This is a genomic window from uncultured Campylobacter sp. (assembly GCF_938030685.1).
In the GTDB taxonomy this organism is placed as follows: Bacteria; Campylobacterota; Campylobacteria; order Campylobacterales; family Campylobacteraceae; genus Campylobacter_B.
In genome coordinates, this window is sequence record NZ_CALHHX010000193.1 from 1 (window position 1) to 19171 (window position 19171).

Sequence of the window (19171 nt, forward strand, 5' to 3'; positions counted from 1 at the left end):
TAAATTTTAAAAAATCGTAAAAATATTCGGGCGCAAATTTAACCTCGGCGCTCGTCAGATTATCGCCTAGATAGTAGATTTCGCCGCTCAAAATCCTTGCTTTTACCGCGGGGTTTGCGTCTATGAAGTTCCCGGCACCGGCAAAGCTCAGGCAGTCCGCGGTCGCATAATCTCTCAACCCCCGCAAGACGGGCTTGGAGCCGATGAAGGTAAAATTTTCCTCTATAAAGCGCGCTCCGCCCTCGCTCACCTGCCAGCAATCGCCCAAGCTCGATAAAAACGCAAACATCTCATCATCCGCGGATCTGAAATTTGCAGGTCCGCTTTTGCGATCCATTTTCGTCCTTTTTGAATTTGTAGTCGCTTGCAGTCGCGAACCGCTCCGAGCCGTCGTTTAACGTCGCAGTAGCATTCAAAGATCGCCGCAGACACGGATAAAATTCTACTCGCAAGTATTGCCTTATAAAGCCGCGCAGTGTTTGCGACGATCAGACAGAGAGCGCTTAGCAAACGGTGGCTAAACGATAGGCGTTAATCACATGAAGCAGCGGGCGAAGATCAAACAAGCTACGATCAAATGAACGACGGCTAGCGAGCGAGCAAACAAGCAGCGGAGGACCAAACGAACAGCGGCTAAATTTAAAATTCCGCAGCCCGCCAAGCTAGAATTTAAACAATCGCCGCGCAAGGCAAATCAAGGCAAATCAAAGCAGCTTACTTGAAAAAATTCTTGATTTTATCGAGTATCCCCTCGTCGTCTCCGCCTTTGCTGCCGAAGCTTTCTTGAAGCTCGCGCAAAAGCGCCTCTTGCTTCTCGCTGAGTTTCTTAGGCGTCTGGACGTTTACCTGCACGATCAGATCGCCGTTTTTCTTGGTGCGGATATTCGGCGCGCCCTCGCCGTAGATCGTGAAGCGCTGCTTATCCTTGGTGCCTACTTTGAGTTTCAGCTCCGCCTTGCCGCGCGGCGTCGGCACCTCGATGCTCTCGCCCAAGATCGCCTGCGTGAAAAATACCGGCACCTCGATATACAGGTCGTCTCCGTCGCGTAGGAAGTGGCTGTCTTCCTTAACGCGCACTATCACGTACAGATCCCCGATCTCGCCGGTTTTAGAAACGTTGCCCTTGCCGCTTAGGCGCACGCGCTGTCCGTCGTCGATACCTGCAGGAATGTCAAATTTAAGACTCACGTCCTCTTCGGTAAAGCCCTTGCCGCCGCAATCCTTGCATCTGTCTTTTACGATCTCACCCGTGCCGCCGCATTCGGAGCAGCTTTGGATGAAGCTCATATATCCGCGCCTGACCGCGACGCGCCCCGTGCCGCCGCAAGCGGAGCAAGTATGTCTTTTTTTGTCCTTCGAGCCGGTAGCGTCGCAAGTAGGGCACGGCTTTTTGATTTTGTATTTTATCTCCTTGTGAACGCCTTCCAAAGCCTCTTTAAACTCCAGCGTTACGGCTAGCTCGGTATCTATGCCGTATGGATCGCTAGGACGAGCCGAGCGACCGCCGCCACTGAATGCCTGCTCGAAAAAATCGCCGAAAATGGAGCTAAAATCAAATCCTCCGCCGCCGCCCGCGCCGCCGTATGCGCCGCTGATGCCCTCTTTGCCGTAGCGATCATACATCCTGCGCTTTTGATCGTCGCTTAAAATTTGATACGCTTCGTTGATCTTTTTAAATTTCTCCTCCGATTCCTTGTCGCCTTGGTTGCGGTCGGGATGGAATTGCAAAGCGAGCTTTCGAAATGCCTTTTTTATCGTCTCGGCGTCAGCATCGCGCGCCACGCCTAAAATTTCATAATAATCTTCTTCCACGAAATTCTCCTTGAACTATACAAAAGGCGCAATTTTATCTAAATTTAATAAAACGCAAGTTAAGACTTAACTATTTTTATGTATAATGCAATATTTAAAATTTCAAATCAACGATGCAAAGGATAAAAAATGATAAATGTATTGATGATAGAAGACGACAGCGAGTTTGCACAGCTTCTAACCGAATATCTGGCTAAATTTAACATCCAAGTTACAAACTTCGAAGACCCATATCTGGGCATTAGCGCTGGGATCAAAAACTACGATCTACTGATTTTGGATCTTACGCTTCCTGGGATGGACGGACTTGAAGTCTGCAAAGAGATCCGCGAGAAATACGATATCCCGATCATCATCAGCTCGGCTAGAAGCGACGTAAGCGATCGCGTCGTAGGTCTTCAGATCGGTGCGGACGATTACCTGCCAAAGCCTTATGATCCAAAAGAGATGCACGCGCGCATTATGAGCCTAATCCGCCGCTACAAAAAAGCCAGCGAAAAGGAAGAAACCGCCACGGATAGCGTATTTCGCATCGATGATAAGCGCCATGAAATTTACTTCGGCGAAGAGTCGCTCGTGCTAACGCCTGCGGAGTATGAAATTTTAGAATACCTCATCAAGCAGCATAGCTTTTCGGTATCCCGCGAGCAGCTCGTATACCATTGCAAGAGCCTAAAAGATAAGGATTCAAAGAGCTTAGATGTCATCATCGGGCGCCTACGCACCAAAATCGGCGACAGCTCCAAAGCGCCTAAGCATATCTTTTCGGTTCGCGGTATCGGCTACAAGCTCATCGGATGAAGCACTCCTTAATCACCAAAATTTCGGTTTTTTTTGTAATCGCGATCATCTTAGTCTGCGTGCTTTTCATCACGTTCGCACGGATGCAGATGAATAGAGCTCTAGGCAGCATGCAGGCCAATCAAATAAATGCAGTCAATAATCTACTTGAGCTATACAAGCGTAATGCCCCTCCCAGCGATATTGAGCGCTACTTCTCCAGCTATGGCTTGGAGCTTGTAAAAGACAAAAATATCATCCAAAACATCATCACGAGCGGTAAAATTTTTTTCGTCCAAGACACTTCTATCGGCGAGTTTAGCTCGGTCGAGTATAATAATTCACTGTTTTTAAATATAAAAAACAACTCTTTTATCGTGGTTTTCGAAAGCCTCGGCACGAAGAATTTAAACGATCCGCTTTGGGTCGGATTTCTGCTTACGATGGCGGTTTTGATCTCGCTTTATCTATCAATAGTGCGAAGCTTCACGCCGCTAAAAAAACTAAGCAAAAATATCAAAAAATTCGCTCAAGGTAATTTGGACGTAAATTTAGCCGCCACGCATAGTGAAGACGAGATTGGGCAGGTCGCACAGGAATTTAACAATGCGATTGCTAAAATTCAAGAGCTGATCCGCTCGCGCCAGCTGTTTTTACGCACCATCATGCATGAGCTTAAAACCCCGATCGGCAAGGGCAGGCTAATCACCGAAATGCTCGATGACGAAACGCAAAAAGAGCGGCTCGTCAATGTCTTCGAGCGGCTTGAAATTTTAATCAACGAGTTTGCTAAAATCGAGCAACTGCTCTCAAAAAGCTACTCGCTCAACTATCAGGATTATCATTTTAGCCTCATTTTAGAGCAGGTCAAAGATATGTCGATGCTCGATAACTGGGACGAGCTCATCAGCACGGATATCGAGTGCGATGCAGTGATAAACGTGGATTTCGGGCTATTTGCGCTGGCGATTAAAAATTTAATCGATAACGCCCTAAAATACTCCAGCGATAAAAAAGTCCGCATCATCTGCGATGAAAACAAAGTAAGCGTCGCCAACCGCGGCGCGGCCCTTGCGAAGTCTTTCGAACACTACAAGCAGGCTTTCATTAGAAATAAAGACGAGAAAGCCACCGGCATGGGGCTCGGGCTTTACATCATCGATAAAATTTGCGAGCTACACAAATTCCGCTTTGAGTACAATTACAGCGACGGCACTCACTACTTCTCGATCGTCTTTTCGCCGAAGGGCGCCATATGAGCGGCACAGACAGGTTCGAAGAGCTCGTCGCGAGCTTTGAAAAGCTCCCCGGCGTGGGCAAAAAGTCCGCTCTACGCTTTGCCTACTACGTAAGCGTGCAAAACTCCTTTTTGGGGCTAAATTTAGCGCACAATATCGAAGAGGCGGTGCGCGGACTGCACAGATGCCGCATCTGCGGAGCGGTATGTGAGGGCGAGATCTGCGAATACTGCGCCGATGAGGAGCGCGAGAGCGATAAAATTTGCATCGTCGAAAATCCAAAAGACATCTTTATTTTAGAGAGTAATAAAATTTACAACGGTCGCTACTTCGTGCTAGACGCCGCTGACGAAGATAAAATCGCGGCGCTGCGCGAGATGGTGAGCCGAAACGGCGCGCGCGAGCTGATATTTGCGCTGACGCCCGGCATCAACTCAGACGGGATCATGCTTTACGTCGAGGATAAGCTCGCGGATCTGAGTTTGAAATTTACCAAGCTCGCTCAAGGCGTGCCTACGGGCGTAAGCTTAGACAACGTCGATATGCTCTCGCTAATAAAGGCGATCAACGGGCGCACCGATATTTAAAATTTCGACGAAATTTTAAATTTATGCGGGTAAATTTATCGGATAAATTTAAAGCGCAAAGCGGCGAATAGGTTTTGCCGCAAAGCCCAAGCGGCGAAATTTGAGGCGTAAATTTAAATAGTTTGGCGCGCGATGAAATTTACCGAAATTTACGCGGCTTCGGTATGCGGTAAATGCGGCAGGCGCGGCGACAAACGGCACCTCGCTAGCCGCGAGGTTTAAGGGTTGGTTTAAGCCGTAAAATTTAAGCGCCGCCGTTTCAAAGCGGAATTTCGAGCGCTAAATTTTAAAAAGCGAAATTCTAAAGGCAAATTTAGATCGCTAAATTTTAAAAGCACTTTCGAAAGTAGCGAGACGGGGTTGCGCGACGCGGCGAGCTCGTAAAATTTAGAGGCAAATTTCAAGGCGTGAAATGGTTTAAATTTTTAAATTTCGCCGGCGCGGGATTTAAAAATTTAAACGTAATTTTCTATTATAATATTTAAGGATAAAGGTGAAAAAGGTTCATTTTATCGGCATCGGCGGCATAGGCATCTCCGCATTAGCGAGATTTTTACACGAGAAAAATTTTATCATCTCAGGCTCTGATATCAAAGAGAGCGAGACGACTTACAAGCTAAGAGCGGACGGTATGGAGATCATCACGCCGCACGACGCTTCGGCGATCAAGGATCAGGAGATCGTCATCTACTCCGCCGCGATCAAAGAGGACAACGTCGAGCTGCAAGCCGCGCGCAAAAAAGGGATCGTCTGCCTCTCGCGCAAGGAGGCCCTGCCTTTCGTGCTAAAAGACAAGCGCGTCTTCGCAGTCGCCGGCGCGCACGGCAAAAGCACCACGAGCGCGATAACCTCGGCGCTGATAAACGGCTCGGTCATCATCGGCGCGATCTCCAAGCAGTTCGGCTCGAATATGAAATATGAAAATAGCGAAAACATCATCTTTGAAGCCGACGAGAGCGATTCTAGCTTTTTAAATTCCAACCCCTACGTCGCGGTCGTAACCAACGCCGAGCCCGAGCATATGGATCATTACGACAACGATTTGGATAAATTTCACGCGGCGTATCGCGGCTTTTTGGAGCGCGCCAAGATCCGCGTGATAAACGCCGAGGATGAGTTTTTAAGCTCCATCAAGCTCGGCTGTATCAAGCTCTTTCCTTCGCGCGATATAACGGATCTAAAGGTGCTGCTACGCGATCATCAGCCGTTTATGAGTTTTAATCTTAAAGAGCTCGGACGCTTCGAGGTTTACGGGCTCGGAAAGCACATCGCCATAGATGCGTCGCTAGCGATCCTTGCCGCGGCGTGTGAGACGGGGCTAGAGCAGATCCGTAAAAATTTACTAAATTACAAAGGGATCAAAAAGCGCTTCGACATCCTGTGCGCTACCCCAAACTTCGTGCTCATAGACGACTACGGCCACCACCCCACCGAGATCAGAGCGACGCTGCAAAGCGCGCGCGAATACGCTAGCTTGCTAGGGCTTAGCAAGATCACGGCGATCTTTCAGCCGCACCGATGGAGCAGACTCAAGGCGAATTTAAACGCTTTTAAGGAGTGCTTTGCGGGCGTAGAAGAGCTCGTGGTGCTGCCCGTTTATGCCGCGGGCGAGCCTAGCAACGGCATCGATCTGAAAGAGGAGTTTAAGGGACTGGGCGCGCTATTTACCGAGCGGGTCTTTAGAAACGGTGAGAAGATAGAATTTAGCGATATTTTCGGCGTTCGTCATATCATAAACGACGGGCTCGTGATCGGATTTGGCGCAGGCGACATCACCTATCAGCTACGCGGAGAATTTTAAGCTTGAAAGCTCTCGCCAAATTTATTAGACAAACTCCGCTACGGGCGGGCAAGGATAAAATTTGAGATTTTTGGTGTTTATTTTCGCGTTTTTATTTATCGCGGCGATCTTTTTCGTGCGGGACGAAATTTTAAGCAAAAGGGCTAAAATCATCGCCACGGCGCTGATCGTTCTGCTGTGCGCAGGGGCGTATCTTTACGAAAGCGCGAGCGAGCGCTCCGCCAAGCTTGAGGAGGAGATGGTTTTTAAATTTAACGCGGGCGCCAGATTAAGATGCGGTGGCGCGATAAATTTCACTTCCGAAACGCGTGGCGCGGCAAATTCCTCTCCCGAAACACGCGGCGCGGATGCGAAAAATTTGGGCGTGCAAGCCGGCGAAGTAAATTTAAACGCGCAGGACAGAGCCGCTTCCGCCGCGCAAACGAACGAGCAGGCTTCAGCCGCGCAAATAAACGGTGCCGTCTCGGGCGGGCAAAATTCCGCACAAAGCCCTACTTCGCAAAATTCTACGCAGCAGAACGATACGCAGAGCCTCGCGCCGCAAAATTCCATGCGACAAAGCGACACGCAAATCTCCGATCCTCAAGACTCCGCTCAAAATTCTAAAGCTACGCAAAATTTCGCCGCAGACAAAGAGCAAGGCTCCGCGCAGATCGTAACGCGAGAGAGCTTCACCTACTCCTTTTCGCTGGGCGCTTTCATCGCCAAAAAGAGCGCGGGCGCGGAGTTTAAAGGCAAAACCTACAAGATCAAAGAGTGCGTTTATGATCAGTGACGAACTCTTTACACGCCTCGATTTGAGCGAGTATTTAGCCAAATTTAAAAGCTTTTTGGCGCGTGAAAAGCCGCTGTTTTTAAGCGGCGATAGCAAGTTAAATTTTGAAAAAATTTCAGAGCTTACGAAATTTGATCTGGCGCAATGCGAGAGCGTCGCGAACCTAGACGACGCGCTGATGCGCATCTCAAAGCATGGCGTGCTTCATATCAGCGAAATTTACGAGTTCAGCAAGATCGTCCGATATTTTCTGTATCTCAAAAAGCAGCCCTTCGAAGGCAAACTCGCCGCTTGGCTTGCAAAGATCGAAATTCCTGAGCCCATCGCGCAATTAAAGGATTATTTCGACGACCAGGGCGGCTTTCGCGACGCGATAGACGAGCGCTTCGGCGCGCTAAACGAGGCGTTTAAGATAAAGCGTGACGAGATCGAGCAGACGCTAAAAAGGCTGATCTATTCCAAAGCCCTTTCGCCCTATCTTGCCGACACGCAGATCCACTACATAAGCGACACCGAGGCTCTGCTGGTGCGCGGCGGCTTTAATCACGTGCTAAAAGGCAGCGTCGTAGCGCGCTCAAGCGGAGGCTATTTTTACGTGCTTCCAGACGCGATCGCAGCTCTGAAGTCCGCTCAAAGCGCGATTTTGGATAAAAAAGAGCAGATCGTATTCGAGCATTGCAAGCAGATTAGCGCAGTTTTTAATAAAAACTTAGCCTTTCTGAAATTTATAAACGCCGCTTTCGACGCGATTGACGCGCTGATTGCGCGCGCTGCGATGGCAAGAGCGAGCGATTACGAGTTCGTCCTGCCCGAGCCCTCGCGCGACATCGTATTAGACAGCTTCGCTCACCCCGCGCTTAAAAATCCAAAGCGCGTGAGCGTAGAATTTAGCGGTAAAATTCTGCTCATCACCGGCGTGAATGCGGGCGGAAAATCGATGCTTTTAAAAAGCATTCTAAGCGCGGCACTGTTAGCCAAATACCTCCTTCCGATGCCTATTCGCGCAAGCCTCAGCCGCATCGGCACCTTTAAGGAGTTCGAGCTTATAATGGAGGATCCGCAAAACTCCAAAAACGACATCTCTACCTTCGCAGGCAGGATGGTTGCCTTTAGCAAACTGTTCGGGCGCAAAGAAATTTTAATCGGCGTCGATGAGATCGAGCTGGGTACTGATTTTGAGGAGGCTGCGAGCCTATACGGCGCGATGATCGAGCAGCTGATAAGCGGCGACGTGAAGATGATCATCACCACGCATCACAAGCGCCTGGCGATGCTGCTGGCAAAAGATCCGCGCGTGGAGCTACTGGCGGCGCTTTACGACGAGAAAAACAGCGCGCCGAAATATGAGTTTTTAAAGGGCACGATCGGCAAATCATATGCCTTTGAAACCGCGCTACGCTACGGTATAGCGCAAAATTTGATCGCTGCGGCGCGCAAAAACTACGGCGAAAACAAAGAAAACCTAAACGAAGCGATCTCAAAAGCGATAAATTTAGAGCTTGAGTTAAAACAAAAACTAGCCCAGACGCAGCAAAAAGAGGAGAAATTAGACGCGCTAAGCGAGGCTCTAAAAGATCAGCGCGAGCGCGCGCAAAGCGAGCTGAAGGCGGAGCTTTCAAGGCTGCAAAACGAATACTACCGCGCCATTTCGGAGGCCAAACGCAGCGTGAGCCTAAGCGATGTGCGCGAAAAGCAGCGCGCCATAAACCGCGCAAACGAGCTCGCACGGGCCGTGCAGCAGCCCGAACTCAGCACGCCCGAGCCGCAAAGCTTTAAAGTGGGCGATCGCGTAAAATACGGCAAGATCAAGGGCGAAATTTTATCGCTCAGCAAAACCCAGGCGCTGATGCTAAGCGACGGTATCAGGCTGCGTGTGCCGCTTAGCGAGCTAAAGCGCAGCGGTGCAGCACCGGCACCCATAAAAAACATCAGCATCAAGGTACAAAAGCCCGCCTCCGCGTCGCTCGTGCTCGATCTGCACGGCTTGCGCGCCGAGGAAGCAATCAGCAGGCTTGATAAATTTATCAGCCAAAGCCTCGTGATGGGCTTTGATGAGATCATCGTCAAGCACGGCATCGGTACGGGCAAGCTCGCGTTCGCGGTCAAGGAGTTTTTAAAATCGCACCCAAGCGTCAAGGGCTTTCGCGACGGCACGCCCGCAGAAGGAGGCTTCGGCTCAAAGGTCGTCTCGCTTTAGGATTTAGTTTAAAGACTCGTTTAGCTCTAAGCTTCGGCTCAAAAGTTTTTCGCCTCAGACGCGAATGCTAGCAACGCGGAATTCGCTCCATTTCATCTATGCCTTCGCCGAGGTTTTGCAAAAGCACGGGTGCTTTTAACGTAGAATTTCGCCGTGGAATTTGTAGCATGGCTTTTCGCTGAAATTTCATGCGGCGTAGCCGCAATTTAAATAACGCGAGCGTAGCTCGCCCTTCTAGCGTCGCGCGGGTGGAGGTTGGTAAGGGGGCGGGTGCGCCTCGCAACTCTGAGCGCCGCCCCCTTACGAATATTGCGCATAATGCACCCGAGAGCTAGGCTATATCATAAAATTTTGTAATAATTTACAAAATAGAATTTCATCTTGTAATAAATTTAAAATTTCTCTATGTAGAATTCTGCCTATGGAATTTAGGTCGTGGCGGCGTTTTCTCTTAAGGGGGGAAGGGGCGCTACTTGCGAGGCGCTCCCCTTCCCCCTTAAAATCCCCCAACCCCTGGCACGCTCAAGGGGCGAGCCTTATGGCTCGCGTCAAATTTTAATAGGGCTTGAATTGCAGCATGCGAAATTTTAAAATTTAGCCGAAATTTACAGCTCACAAAATTTTAAAATTCCAAGCGCAAAAGAATTTTGAAATTCCAAATACGATAAAATTTAAATGGCGGCGGAATTTTAGAATTCCCATTGACGGCGAAATTTCAAAATTCTGATCGGCGGCGGAATTCTGAAATTTCGTAAATTTAAAACGATTGAATAAGGAGGCTTAATTGAACCCGATTACCGAAAAGCGCAGCGTTTCAGGCTACTACTATGCCGAGGATCGCGAGTATGTATATTTCGTAACGGACGCGCCACGCGAGCAAAACTACCGCTTTATTTTTGATTCGGGCGCGATCTATTCGCAAGATGACGCGAACGGCGAGGTGCGACCTAGCAGCGAGGCGGAGTTTTTCGCGGTCGTCAAAAAGATCCTAGCACAATATCGCGATAAAATTTTAGAGCACTCCGCAGAGCTTGAGAATTACGAAAAAATCTACACGCGCCGCGGCGATTTTTCAAAATTTATGAAAAAGCACTCTGTCCTAAAATACGAAATCCGCAAATTTCAAAACAAAATTTCGCATTTTTACGAGGCGCTTCTCATCTGCGCAAACGAGCAGCCGGCGCTGAAAAAGCAGCTGAAAAACTACGCCTACGAAGCGGGCGTTTTTAAAGGCGTGATGAGCGAATATGCCGTCAGGATCGAGGATATCTATCAATTCATCCAGGGGCTCAAAAACGACAAAATTAGCCGCAACATCTACATTCTCACGATCATCTCGTCGCTGCTGATGCCGCTAAATTTCATCACGAGCTTTTTCGGGATGAACACGACGGGGCTGTTTTTAAGCGGCTCGGCGCACGGCACGCTCATCGTGACGCTTGCGATGTGCGTGATTTTCGCGGCGATGGTCGGCTTTCTTATGCTCTACGCCAAAAAACGAAACTAAAGCGGAGGAGTTAAATTTTAAACAAAAACGAGCTTAAAAATATCCTAGGCGGATACCTCGGCAGGGAGATTGCGGGCGATTTTAGAGTGCTGAAAGAGCACGAGATCGCACGCTGCAACGATGCGGCGAAATTTCCTTTTGAGGGCGATAGCAAGCTGTTGCGCGAGTTTTGTATCTTTGCAGATAGCGGCACCGGCGATCTTTGGCTACTAAGCTCTAGCGGCGAGATCGCGTTTTACGACCATGATTTGGAGTTTTTGTCCGAAGCAAATTTGGAAAAATTTGATCTAAATCTTGCGGGCTGGCTAAAGATCGCCGAGCTTTTTTGCAAATTTGAAGCCATTAGCGACTCGAGCGCCGCGCAAAAGGCGGAGTTTGAACAAAGCGTAGCTAAAATCTGTCCGCAAATTTTAGAAATTTGGGAAATTTAGGCACTGCTTGCGACGCCTAAATTTAATCGCAAAACAGGAGCAACGATGAAATTTATCGCATATTACGACTCGCCGCTTGGTAAAATCACGCTTGCGGGCGATGGGGCGGGGCTTTGCGGACTGTGGTTCGAGGGCGAGAAATACTACGCGCACGCTCTCGCGGCAAGCGACGCGGACGGCAAATTCTGCGCGCGCGATATTGCGGCAAAAACAGATGCCGCTGCGAGAGAGAGCTACTACGAGAAAGGTCATGCGCTAGAGGCGAAAGACGGCGCGGATAAAAAGCGGGATAGCGTCCGATCTGCTCGCAAAAAAGCAGCACGCCGCGAGCGAAACACGGTGCGATTTTGCGGCGCTGAAAAAGAGTGAAAAGAGCGATTTTGCGGCAAAAGCGGCGAACGGCGCGGACGGCAAATTCTGCGCACACACACTTATAGCGAGCGAAAAATTCTTCACGAACGATTTTGCGGCTCAGGATGCGAGCGAAAAACCTCGCGTCACCAATCTTTCGGCGCAAGGCGCGAGCGGAAAATTTGATACGGTCGATTTTTCGGTAAAAATTTCGAACGATGCGGGCAAAAAATTCGATACGAATAGTCTTGTCGCGCGATTTAAAAATTTACCGGTCCAAACAGAGCCGAAATACGGCGCGGATGTTTTGGCTGCAAACGCTCTGATTACGGATTTTTGAGGAGAAAAACCTGGCTGTTTTCGATCAAACTAGGCGCTGGCTCGATCTGTATTTTAGCGGACACGAGCCGGGTTTTACGCCCGCTCTAAATCCCGCGGGCTCGGCATTTAGGCGCGCCGTGTGGGAAATTTTGCTCAAAATTCCTTACGGCAAAACCACGACCTACGGGCAGATCGCGCGCGAAATCGCCTCGGCACGCGGGCTGGCGAAGATGTCCGCGCAAGCCGTGGGCGGCGCCGTAGGGCACAACGAGATCTCGATCATCATCCCCTGCCACCGCGTCGTAGGCACGCACGGCAGCCTCACGGGCTACGCAGGTGGCATCGATAGGAAAATCAAGCTACTGCAGCCAGGGGGCGTCGATATGCGAGGATTTTTTTCACGCCCCCAAATAGCACGGCGCCGTAAAGCGGCAAATTTAAAAGGCCGCAAAAGATTTTAATGCTCGCGCGCAAAAGTGCGATAAAATTTGAATACTCAAATTTAGACGCTGCACAGCGCATCGCTTGCAAATCGAAGGCGAGCGGCGATTTTAAACGATTACACCGCGCGCAGGACGGCGATCATTAAATTTAAAGCCGAAGCGGGCACGCTTTGAAATTTTAAATTTTTCCGCCGCGTAAAAATTAAAATTTTATGCCGAGATGCCGACCTTAGCGGCGTAAAATTTACAGCGACTCTAAAAGCGTTTTAGCCACCAGTTTGCCGAGGTTATTGGCCGCTAGCGGACTATCGCCCGAGAGCAGGTTGCGGTCTTTGTGCACGGCGCCGTCGATACCTTCGTTTAGGATTTTCATCCCAAGTTTTGCTAGCCGCGGGCCCATATACCAGCGCAGATGGCCCGGCATGTAGCCTATATCGGGCGAGGTGCGGTCAATGACGTCGGGCAGCAGCACGAGCTCGTAGCCCTCGAACAAAAACTTATCCTCGTCAAGCGCCGCGGCTAGCAGCCCGGCTGGGCCGTGGCAGATCGTGATGATGTATTTGCCCTGCTCATGAAACCATTTTAGCGCGGCCTTTACGTCGCGACTCTCGTCAAGCCCGATCAGCGCGCCATGACCGCCCGGGATATATAGCGCAAAATGCTCGTCAAATCCCTTCTTTACGATATCAGCGAGCTTTTTAGGCTCTTTAAATTTAGTCGCGTAGCTCTCAAAAAAACCCTTGAGCCGCTCGTCCTTCGCAGGCATCGCCCAAAACTCGAATTTTACGGGATTTCCAGAGAGCGTCGCGATCTCGAAGTCCTAGCCCGCCTGCGCCAGATGATACATCGGCACGAGCGTCTCGACGGGGTGGTTGCCAGTGGAGAAAAAGGTTCCGTTGTCCATCAGCAAGTACCGCTCGTCGGCCGCGATGATGAGGATTTTCTTATCGCCGTCGTATTTTTTCTCGTAATTAAAATCCGCCAAATCGCTCACGGGTGCCGTGAACTGCGACAGTGAAAACGGCGACGGGAAAAACGCGCCGTGCTCGGCGATATCGGGAGTCGGGAGTTTTGATAGTTTAGACATATTTTTTAACCTTTCAAATGAAACTTTGCCGATTATATAGGCTTTCGTTTAATCTGAAATAAATTTTAAAATTCGCCCCTTTTCTCCGCCTTCCGCAGAAGCCGCATCGATTTAAAATTTTAACGCGCCGAGGACGGATAGTTCGGTCGCCAGTTCGGTCGCTGCAAAATTTACGATAGCTAAAATCTATAAGCGGTGCCGAAACGGGCGCGAAAGCCTGCAGCGAAAAAACTAATAAGCAGCGTCGCATCTGCTTCGTAAAACTGCGGCGGGATTGATTGCCAAGGAGCCGCTTAGTGCGACGTTTAAACCGCCGCGTAAAAAAGATAAAATTCTATCTTTTCGCGCATGATGATTTGCGCCGCATCTACAAGCAAATAAAGCTCGCAGGCTCTTAGCGATCGGTAGCGCTGCCGCTACGCCGCTTAAACCTGCGCGGATCTAAAAATTTTATAAATTAAAATTCCATGGTCGCAGACAATTCAAAATTTCGCGCTTCAAACGATCCGCAAATTCCGTGCTTCAGTCTGCGGCGATTAGGCCTTAGCACTCCCAACGGTGCTTTTTCATACGGACGCGCTCGCCTCTAAATTCCACGCCTTCGGCCTCTAGCAGTTCGCGCTGAGTCGCAAAGCTCGCCGCCAAGGTGCCTGCGTGGTTTACGACGCGGTGGCACGGGTAGTCGCCGTAGAGCTCTGCTTGCGAGAGCACGCGCCCCACGAGCCGTGAGTGAGCGGGCAGCCCGATCAGGCGCGCGATCTGTCCGTAGCTAGCAACCCTGCCCGCGGGGATCTCCTCCACAAGGGTAAAATTTCATAGATCAAATTTTGCGTCAAAACCATGGCGCGATTATACTCTTTCGCGTTTAAATTTGGGCGAAAATTTAGCCGCTTTGCAGCGCTAAATTCGATATAATTTCTAAAATTTAGCGCTTTAAAAGGAGCGAGCTGTGGATAAAAAATTTCAATTAGACACAAAAGAGCTGGACGAGAAATTTGCCGCTATCCCTGAAAATTTAAAGAAGCGATACGATAGACATAGATTTATTAGACGCGTGATTATGGCGTATTGGTCATCAGCGTTTGCTACTTTTGATTTTTCAATGATATTGGGAATATATTTAGAGTCATTTTTTACAAATATCGGTATAAAATTATCATCTGAAATTTTTATATATATTCGTGATGTCGCGATAATAGTTTTGCCCATATGCGCGACGATCTGCTTTTTAAGATACACTAAGACTAAGCGATACAGCAACCTTTTTATTAAGGATCAAGCGAATAGTTTGTTGGTTTTTACGATCGAAAATTTTGCCAGCATAGTTTTGCTTTTGTATCCGATTTTACTTTTTATTTGGATGTCAATTTATAAAGACGGCGAAGGATTTGAGGTTCTCGGATTTTTATACGGTCTTATCGCAGCTCCGATCTGCTTGTTAATCTTTACGATATGCTATTTTTTCAATAAAAGCTCATATACGCCCGCCTCCGAGACCCCGGATCTACGCAGGGAGTCCGTCCTGGCGGCTCAAAGCGCAAAATCCGTAAAGGAAAGACTAGACGAACTAAATGAGCTTGACGTAAAATTTAAAAATATACCGCGCAATCTAAAAAATCGCTACGACACACATAGGCTTATCAGACGCTCTAGCGCGACGTTTGTGGGCTTTATGGTTCTAGTTTCGTGGTTTGCAAGCTTTGTGAATAACGTTCTGGGTGGGCTTTTTTCTCTTGCTGCGGTGCTGATTTTGCCATATATTTTTACGCGAATTTATCTAAAGAGCTATCCGACGAAAAAATACAGCAAACTTCTCATAAAAAACCAGCGCCTTTCTTTGACGATTTTTACGATTGAAAATTTAGCCAGCGTAGCTTTGATCCTCTATCCACTTACGCTCATAATAGCGGCGCTGGTCGCTAAAAATAATGAGAGGATAATAAGCTTGCTTTTGAGCGGCTCAAATGTGTTATCGCCTTGTTTTCTCGCTTTTGCAGCGTGTTATCTTTTTAATCGAAGCACCTATATTCCAAAGGACGAAGCGTAAATTTCACTAAATTTAACCTCGTGTCGGCGCCATGAATTTCATTAAATTTTACGACGCGGTGCCTTGCTTAATCTCGAAATTTAATAGTTTTAAAATTTTGCCTTGCCGAGGCCTTTTGGCGAGCGAAATTTAAACCGAATATTCAGCCCCTCTTTATATGTAAAGGAATATAATTTCAAAACAGATATCAACTTTGATTAAAGGAGAAAAGATGCAAAATCAAAGACGAGACCTACTAAAGGTAGCCGCTTTAGCGGCGGGCGCTGCGATGCTCGGTACGAGCGAATTAGCTGCGAGCGAAAAGGCGTTTAAGCTCTCAAAGCGCGATCATAGCAAGCAAAGAGCGCTGCTGCTCTCAAGCTCGGGCTACAAAGACACGAAATATCTATCGCACGCGGTGTCGTGGATCGGTAAATTTGCGCAGGAGAACAACCTCGCGGGCAAAAAGATCGTTTTCATCCCTTACGCAAGCCTTCGCAGGAGCTACGACGAATATGAAAAGCGCGTCAAAGAGGCGCTTGCGAGCTTAAACTTAAACATCGTCGGCGTCCATCACGCTAAAAACGCCGCGAAGGAGGTCGCGAGCGCGGATTGCATATTCGTAGGCGGCGGCAACACCTTCAAGCTCGTGCACGATATGTACGAAAACGAGCTCATCGCTCTGATTAGCAAAATGGTCGAGGATGGCACGCCGTATATCGGCTGGAGCGCGGGCTCGAACGTCGCGGGCGCTACGATGATGACGACGAACGATATGCCGATCATCGAGCCCGAGTCGTTTAATACCTTCAACATCTTCCCGCACCAGATCAATCCGCACTTCATCTCGGGCAAGCCTGTGGGGCACAACGGCGAGAGCAGAGAGGAGAGGCTGGAGGAATTTTTGATCGCTAATCAAAAATCGACCGTTTATGCGATGCCGGAGGGTACGGCGTTTTGGCTTGAGGGCGAGAAGGCGACCGTGCTCGGACCCGCCGCGGTGCTAAAGATGAACTACAACAAAAAGGTCGAGTTGATCGAGCCGGGCAGCTCGTTTAAGTATTGATCGCACCCGCTTAAATTTAGCCGAGAGGTGCGCCTGATCACGCCTTTCGTTTGAATGCGCAAATCGCTTAAATTTCAGTTGCGGCGCTCGGCTAAATTCGGGCGCCGCTTTTTAAATTTACGCGGCAAAGCGCGCTACCTATGCGGACGCGCGCGATCAAAAGATAAACATCGATTTAAAGCGGCGTGCGATCGCCGCGACCGCAAAGCATAAATTTAAAAACGGAGGCAAAATGCCCTACATCCACCTTCTTATGCCACTTAGCGATTTTATCCCATACATCGCGAGCATCCTCGTTGATTGCGGCGGGACGGTATATGTGCAAAAAAGCGGCGGCGCTTATAGTGCCGTAAAAATCGATGCGGGCGGCCACCGAAACTTAAGCGATCGGGAGCAAAGTTTCAAATTTTTTATTTCGCTGGAATCGCCGCAAGAGCCTGAATTGCCCGCAAAGATATTTTACGACGATATGTATCGAAGCATCTCGAAGGCATGGGCGGGCGGGAGACGCAAGAAGCTATAGATATGATCGCGCTACGGCCCCTCGCAAAAAATCAGGGCGCGGCTACTTGGGAAAATTTTCTCCGGAAATAAACTCAAAAACGACGAAGCGATCGGTCGCGGGCTTAGCTGCGGCGCTTCTTTTTACAAAGATTATTTTTACGCGAAGCGCTGCATGGACGGTAAAATTTTAAAATTTGATCCAAACGACGACAAACTGCCGAATATTACGACGCCGTAAACGGGCGGCATCGCTAGCGTGAGCAAAGGCGGCGCTTACGCAAAAAAAACGCTGCTTGAATCACGCGCGCTTTTAGAATTTAATCGTTTCCCCCGTTTAAACGGCTTGATTATGCAAGAAAAGGCGGCATCGCTCGCGCAAGGGCGTCCATATAAGCAAAAATCGCTCCGCCGCATCGTAAGCCGCACGACCTCAAAGCCGCCTTCACCGCCGCTAGTTTGCGCCGCTTGCCGCAGACGGCTCGCAAAGCAAAGGGCTATAAATTTAAAACGCCTGCGAATTTAAGCGTTGCCACTATGAACGTATCCACTCAGACACCACATTAGGCTTCGTTGTAGGCACAAATTTAAACGGCAGGGCACAAGCAAATTAAATATAGCTAACCTTATAATGATCGCAACTAGGCTTACGCTCCTCGCATTTAGCGTCGCTTTTACCGATAGCAAGCGAGCAAAGCGGCGAGTATCCCTCGGGGATGCCCGCGCGAGCTGCGAGAACAGGCTCGTTAAAAAAGTATAACAACGACTGTATTTATCGGGCACGAGGCAAGCTCAAGCGAGGTTGCGCGAAGCTGCATATTTTGCATCACAGAACCCATTGCCCAGTAAATCCCACGGTGTAGATTTTCAAGCTTGACGCAATCAAATTCCTTCGGCAGTTCTGTCACAAGCTTGCCCGAAAGCAAGACAACAACGGGCGCGCCGTAAAGCGTAGTTTTGGTTTTCATACCTACATTTTCAAGCATTTTGCCGAATTTCTTCGCGGCCACCGCATCAAGCTCGCGCAAAAGATATTTGTCCGTGATAACGCTGATGTGAGCGTCCTTCGTGGTAAAAGAGCGGGCGCCAGATACGCTGCCTCCAAAATCGCCTGGATCTCCTCTTTTGACGGGACTTCGGCGTTAAATTCGCGCACACTTCGACGCTTTTTCATAGCTTCGAGTAGTTGCATTTTCTCTCATTAAATTTGATTTTAATTTCAGGCTCGCCGCGCTTTACTCAAGCGCCCGCGAGCAGCCGTTTAGCCTAGTATCTTTTTCACGCACGCTTTTATCTGTTCAAAGCTAGCCGTCGGCTCAAATCTCGCTACGACTTCGCCGTTTCTATCCACTACGAATTTCTTAAAATTCCATTTCACGCCGTCGCCTTCTAAAATTTCGGGGAAGTTGCTTTTTAGCGATTCTTCAAGTTTTGCGCTTAACGGATGGGCTGCATCAAAGCCTTTAAATCCCTGTTTTGAAGTTAGAAATTTAAACAGCTCTATCGCACTCTCGCCGCGCACGTCGCCTTTTTTAAACAGCTCAAACGTTACGCCAAAATTTAGCTTGCAATTTTGCTCTATCGTCTCGTCGTCATCGGGTTCTTGATGAGCGAAATTATCGCTAGGAAAGCCCAACACGCAAAGCCCTTTGTCTTTAAACTCCTGATTTAGCGCCTCAAGCTCCTCGTATTGGTTCGTAAAGCCGCATTTACTGGCCGTATCTGCGATTAGCAACACCTTGCCGCGGTACTCGCCCATAGATTTTTGCTCGCCTCTGCCTGTAATTACGTTAATGTCGTAAATTTGCATTTTTTCTCCTTTGTAGCACTTTTCGCCTTAAAATTTTTAATAAATTTTAGCGAGTGAATGTGTTCTCAGCGTGTTCTTTTGCGATTTTAAAAATTTATCTGCCGTCCCATTCGCCGCTCCTGCATTAAATTTGCCGAATTTTACCATAATTCGGCCGCCCTCTTGCGGCGCAAACGATCCTTTTTCATTGCCTTATTACGGCGCGGGCGAACCTGAACGGCGCCGTATAAATTAACAAGATGAGGCACGGAATTCCCGTCCGATTTGCAAAGCTCGAGGTTTGGGCTTAAATTTAAAAATCCGCCCCACCGCCATAAGCTGAAATTTTGCGCGATTGTTTTAAAATGCATTTAAAATTTTAAGGAGAGCTCATGGCATTTTCAGATTTTTTCAAAAAAGGCGGCAAAAATAGCGCAAACGCCGCAAAGATCGGCAAGA

Annotated in this window: 21 protein-coding genes and 1 pseudogene; 13 read left to right on the forward strand and 9 right to left on the reverse strand. The window is 48.8% G+C overall.

What is annotated here, in order from left to right; all coding sequences use genetic code 11:
* Positions 1–337 (reverse strand): hypothetical protein (locus Q0369_RS09140; protein ID WP_298098945.1); only part of this gene is annotated, 337 nt, incomplete at its 3' end.
* A gap of 377 nt (positions 338–714) precedes the next feature.
* Positions 715–1812, reverse strand: a complete 1098-nt coding sequence (gene dnaJ, locus Q0369_RS09145) for a molecular chaperone DnaJ (RefSeq protein ID WP_298098947.1) — start codon at positions 1810–1812, stop codon at positions 715–717.
* Between the two features lie 129 nt (positions 1813–1941).
* On the opposite strand from dnaJ, the gene Q0369_RS09150 reads away from it, so the two are divergent.
* The 6 genes from Q0369_RS09150 to Q0369_RS09175 all read left to right on the forward strand — a co-directional run bounded on the left by Q0369_RS09150 (position 1942) and on the right by Q0369_RS09175 (position 9190).
* On the forward strand, positions 1942–2613 hold the full coding sequence (locus Q0369_RS09150; protein WP_005870149.1) for a response regulator transcription factor: 672 nt from the start codon (positions 1942–1944) through the stop codon (positions 2611–2613).
* Positions 2610–3851, forward strand: coding sequence for an ArsS family sensor histidine kinase (locus tag Q0369_RS09155; protein WP_298098950.1), 1242 nt, complete (start codon positions 2610–2612; stop codon positions 3849–3851). The genes Q0369_RS09150 and Q0369_RS09155 overlap by 4 nt, the downstream gene beginning before the upstream one ends.
* The gene (gene recR, locus Q0369_RS09160) at positions 3848–4417 is read left to right on the forward strand and encodes a recombination mediator RecR (RefSeq protein ID WP_298098953.1); all 570 of its coding nucleotides are present in this window, start codon (positions 3848–3850) and stop codon (positions 4415–4417) included. Before Q0369_RS09155 ends, recR begins: the two co-directional genes overlap by 4 nt.
* Before the next feature lie 493 nt (positions 4418–4910).
* Positions 4911–6218, forward strand: coding sequence for a UDP-N-acetylmuramate--L-alanine ligase (gene murC, locus Q0369_RS09165; RefSeq protein ID WP_298098956.1), 1308 nt, complete (start codon positions 4911–4913; stop codon positions 6216–6218).
* 61 nt (positions 6219–6279) lie between these two features.
* Positions 6280–6993 carry a hypothetical protein gene (locus Q0369_RS09170; RefSeq protein WP_298098959.1) on the forward strand — a complete coding sequence of 238 codons (714 nt, stop codon included), beginning with the start codon at positions 6280–6282 and terminating at the stop codon, positions 6991–6993.
* Positions 6983–9190, forward strand: a complete 2208-nt coding sequence (locus tag Q0369_RS09175; protein ID WP_298098963.1) for an endonuclease MutS2 — start codon at positions 6983–6985, stop codon at positions 9188–9190. Before Q0369_RS09170 ends, Q0369_RS09175 begins: the two co-directional genes overlap by 11 nt.
* A gap of 67 nt (positions 9191–9257) precedes the next feature.
* Here the strand turns inward: Q0369_RS09175 and Q0369_RS09180 are convergent, their stop codons facing one another.
* Positions 9258–9380 carry a hypothetical protein gene (locus Q0369_RS09180; protein ID WP_298098968.1) on the reverse strand — a complete coding sequence of 41 codons (123 nt, stop codon included), beginning with the start codon at positions 9378–9380 and terminating at the stop codon, positions 9258–9260.
* Between the two features lie 594 nt (positions 9381–9974).
* On the opposite strand from Q0369_RS09180, the gene Q0369_RS09185 reads away from it, so the two are divergent.
* The 4 genes and pseudogenes from Q0369_RS09185 to Q0369_RS09200 form a co-directional block, all read left to right on the forward strand.
* Positions 9975–10697, forward strand: a complete 723-nt coding sequence (locus Q0369_RS09185) for a CorA family divalent cation transporter (protein ID WP_298098971.1) — start codon at positions 9975–9977, stop codon at positions 10695–10697.
* Positions 10698–10783: 86 nt separating this feature from the next.
* The gene (locus tag Q0369_RS09190; protein ID WP_298098974.1) at positions 10784–11128 is read left to right on the forward strand and encodes a hypothetical protein; all 345 of its coding nucleotides are present in this window, start codon (positions 10784–10786) and stop codon (positions 11126–11128) included.
* A 45-nt stretch (positions 11129–11173) separates the two neighbouring features.
* A complete protein-coding gene (locus Q0369_RS09195; RefSeq protein ID WP_298098977.1) occupies positions 11174–11497 on the forward strand; it encodes a hypothetical protein in 324 nt (107 codons plus the stop codon).
* A gap of 326 nt (positions 11498–11823) precedes the next feature.
* Positions 11824–12261: pseudogene (locus Q0369_RS09200) on the forward strand (methylated-DNA--[protein]-cysteine S-methyltransferase); the annotation flags it as partial.
* Positions 12262–12487: 226 nt separating this feature from the next.
* Here Q0369_RS09200 and Q0369_RS09205 read toward each other — a convergent pair.
* From Q0369_RS09205 to Q0369_RS09215, 3 genes are all read right to left on the reverse strand, one after another.
* On the reverse strand, positions 12488–13009 hold the full coding sequence (locus tag Q0369_RS09205) for a DJ-1/PfpI family protein (protein WP_298098983.1): 522 nt from the start codon (positions 13007–13009) through the stop codon (positions 12488–12490).
* Between the two features lie 54 nt (positions 13010–13063).
* Positions 13064–13330, reverse strand: coding sequence for a hypothetical protein (locus Q0369_RS09210; RefSeq protein WP_298098986.1), 267 nt, complete (start codon positions 13328–13330; stop codon positions 13064–13066).
* Positions 13331–13873: 543 nt separating this feature from the next.
* Complete coding sequence (locus Q0369_RS09215) at positions 13874–14131, reverse strand: MGMT family protein (protein ID WP_298098988.1); 258 nt, start codon at positions 14129–14131, stop codon at positions 13874–13876.
* A gap of 148 nt (positions 14132–14279) precedes the next feature.
* On the opposite strand from Q0369_RS09215, the gene Q0369_RS09220 reads away from it, so the two are divergent.
* From Q0369_RS09220 to Q0369_RS09230, 3 genes are all read left to right on the forward strand, one after another.
* The gene (locus Q0369_RS09220) at positions 14280–15377 is read left to right on the forward strand and encodes a hypothetical protein (protein ID WP_298098991.1); all 1098 of its coding nucleotides are present in this window, start codon (positions 14280–14282) and stop codon (positions 15375–15377) included.
* A 211-nt stretch (positions 15378–15588) separates the two neighbouring features.
* Positions 15589–16422 carry a dipeptidase PepE gene (gene pepE / locus Q0369_RS09225; protein WP_298098994.1) on the forward strand — a complete coding sequence of 278 codons (834 nt, stop codon included), beginning with the start codon at positions 15589–15591 and terminating at the stop codon, positions 16420–16422.
* Positions 16423–16654: 232 nt separating this feature from the next.
* Positions 16655–16945: a hypothetical protein gene (locus tag Q0369_RS09230; protein WP_298098997.1), complete on the forward strand. Its 291-nt coding sequence runs from the start codon at positions 16655–16657 to the stop codon at positions 16943–16945.
* A 724-nt stretch (positions 16946–17669) separates the two neighbouring features.
* On the opposite strand, the gene Q0369_RS09235 is transcribed toward Q0369_RS09230, so the two are convergent.
* The 3 genes from Q0369_RS09235 to Q0369_RS09240 form a co-directional block, all read right to left on the reverse strand.
* A complete protein-coding gene (locus Q0369_RS09235) occupies positions 17670–17951 on the reverse strand; it encodes a nitroreductase family protein (RefSeq protein WP_298099001.1) in 282 nt (93 codons plus the stop codon).
* Entirely contained in the window at positions 17894–18115 is a 222-nt protein-coding gene (locus Q0369_RS11240; protein WP_367178994.1) for a nitroreductase family protein, read from the reverse strand. The genes Q0369_RS09235 and Q0369_RS11240 overlap by 58 nt, the downstream gene beginning before the upstream one ends.
* Before the next feature lie 69 nt (positions 18116–18184).
* A complete protein-coding gene (locus Q0369_RS09240) occupies positions 18185–18733 on the reverse strand; it encodes a glutathione peroxidase (RefSeq protein WP_298099006.1) in 549 nt (182 codons plus the stop codon).
* Positions 18734–19171 lie beyond the last annotated feature (438 nt).

Coding starts and splice junctions, on each gene's coding strand:
- Q0369_RS09175 (WP_298098963.1), top strand. CDS start 6,983: ATGATCAGTGACGAACTCTTTACACGCCTCGATTTGAGCGAGTATTTA.
- pepE (WP_298098994.1), top strand. CDS start 15,589: ATGCAAAATCAAAGACGAGACCTACTAAAGGTAGCCGCTTTAGCGGCG.
- recR (WP_298098953.1), top strand. CDS start 3,848: ATGAGCGGCACAGACAGGTTCGAAGAGCTCGTCGCGAGCTTTGAAAAG.
- Q0369_RS09195 (WP_298098977.1), top strand. CDS start 11,174: ATGAAATTTATCGCATATTACGACTCGCCGCTTGGTAAAATCACGCTT.
- Q0369_RS09180 (WP_298098968.1), bottom strand. CDS start 9,380: ATGAAATTTCAGCGAAAAGCCATGCTACAAATTCCACGGCGAAATTCT.
- Q0369_RS09210 (WP_298098986.1), bottom strand. CDS start 13,330: ATGTCTAAACTATCAAAACTCCCGACTCCCGATATCGCCGAGCACGGC.
- Q0369_RS09205 (WP_298098983.1), bottom strand. CDS start 13,009: ATGCCTGCGAAGGACGAGCGGCTCAAGGGTTTTTTTGAGAGCTACGCG.
- Q0369_RS09240 (WP_298099006.1), bottom strand. CDS start 18,733: ATGCAAATTTACGACATTAACGTAATTACAGGCAGAGGCGAGCAAAAA.
- Q0369_RS09150 (WP_005870149.1), top strand. CDS start 1,942: ATGATAAATGTATTGATGATAGAAGACGACAGCGAGTTTGCACAGCTT.
- Q0369_RS11240 (WP_367178994.1), bottom strand. CDS start 18,115: ATGCAACTACTCGAAGCTATGAAAAAGCGTCGAAGTGTGCGCGAATTT.
- Q0369_RS09155 (WP_298098950.1), top strand. CDS start 2,610: ATGAAGCACTCCTTAATCACCAAAATTTCGGTTTTTTTTGTAATCGCG.
- Q0369_RS09230 (WP_298098997.1), top strand. CDS start 16,655: ATGCCCTACATCCACCTTCTTATGCCACTTAGCGATTTTATCCCATAC.